Genomic DNA, 1,391 nt, shown 5'->3' with positions numbered 1-1,391 from the left:
TAATGCCAGTCAGTTAAGAGATTGACTGGCATTTTTTTGGGTATTTCTGTGGTTTCCCTTTCACAACTCGTGGGTAGTTTCTACTTCTTTTTTTCGGTAAAACATACCTTTTAGATTTTTCCATTAAACTTTCTAGATGTTTAGGCAAATTACCTGCGGAAGCCAAAGAATCAAACTTCAATAGGTTAAGGATAGCAATAGAGGTAATATGAAAGCTCATTCTCAAAGGACTGACTTTTGCACGTTGCGCCATATATTTCATTTGTCTTCTTAGAATATTATAGGCAATAAAGACTCCCCATAATTCTTGATAAATCAAGGCAGGTTGTTTACTCCTTAAATGCTTCCCTTCCTGTAAGTTACTCTTGATTTCTCGGTAACACATTTCTATTTCCCAACGCTGGGCATAGAGTTTTGCTAAAGCTAATAATGGATATCTCTTTGAATCTATTAGTGAAGTGATATAACGTCTAATCTTACCTGCCTGCTCAACCTCAATGAGACGTGCCTCCCAATAGTCTCCTAAGGCTGGATTAAGTTTTTTAGCTCTTGTTGATATCGGCATTCTAATATGAAAGTCATGTTGCGAATTACGCTCCACAATCTCATACCGTAAATTATCTTTTGCACGCATAAGCCAATGACTTTCTTCTGCACGTTTTTGCCACCCGATGAGAAAATCTGCAGAGAAATAGGCTCGATCAAATAGGGTAATACTGTGTGAACAAGGAGATAATTGGCTTGCCAGTGTGAGTTCACCTTGATCCATACTACCTATTTGAGCATCTATAATTTCATGGGTCGCGGTATTTACTAAGCAGGTTGCTCTCACTTGTGGATAAGGAGCATCAGCAGTTTTTCCTTTAGATGAACCAAAGTGTGCAAAATTCTCATCTGTATAAGGCATAGACCAAACAACACCATCAACAGCGCACACACTCAGACCGTGAAAGTTTGAGTATTGCTGCTGAGATTCTTCAAACCAGGCTTGGCTAAGTAAAGAAAATAGCGCATTTAAAGGTTCTGATCCTAAACGTTGTCGTGCTTGTACTACTGCGCTAGGAACACAATATTCTGTTGTACCAAATACAAGTTTTAGCTGTTCTACGACATATCCGATAGGTTGATTTCGAAATAAAGCGAGTCCAATGACAAGCAACACCACATGTTCAGCAGGTAACTTCCTTCTTCTAATTGATGCCTTACCTGTTTGATGCAGACTTTCCTCAATCCAGTTGAAATCAATAAATTCACTAAAATGGCTAAGTGAAGGTAAAGAATGTTGAAGGGTGCAATCTAAATTTTCAGATAAAGTCATAAAAAAATGAGCGTATTTACATACACTCATTTTTACTACATTTTACTAATATTTGCTTAACTGACTGGCATTA

At 37.7% G+C, this 1,391-nt stretch carries 1 protein-coding gene; it reads right to left on the bottom strand.

All coding sequences use genetic code 11. The features are described from left to right. Nucleotides 1-13: 13 nt before the first annotated feature. On the bottom strand, nt 14-1,318 hold the full coding sequence (locus FTU19_RS16130) for an IS4 family transposase (protein WP_180131913.1): 1,305 nt from the start codon (nt 1,316-1,318) through the stop codon (nt 14-16). Nucleotides 1,319-1,391: the final 73 nt, after the last annotated feature.

This window comes from Acinetobacter sp. YH12072 (assembly GCF_013419565.1).
Lineage (GTDB): Bacteria > Pseudomonadota > Gammaproteobacteria > Pseudomonadales > Moraxellaceae > Acinetobacter.
This window is presented reverse-complemented; position numbering and strand designations above follow the sequence as displayed.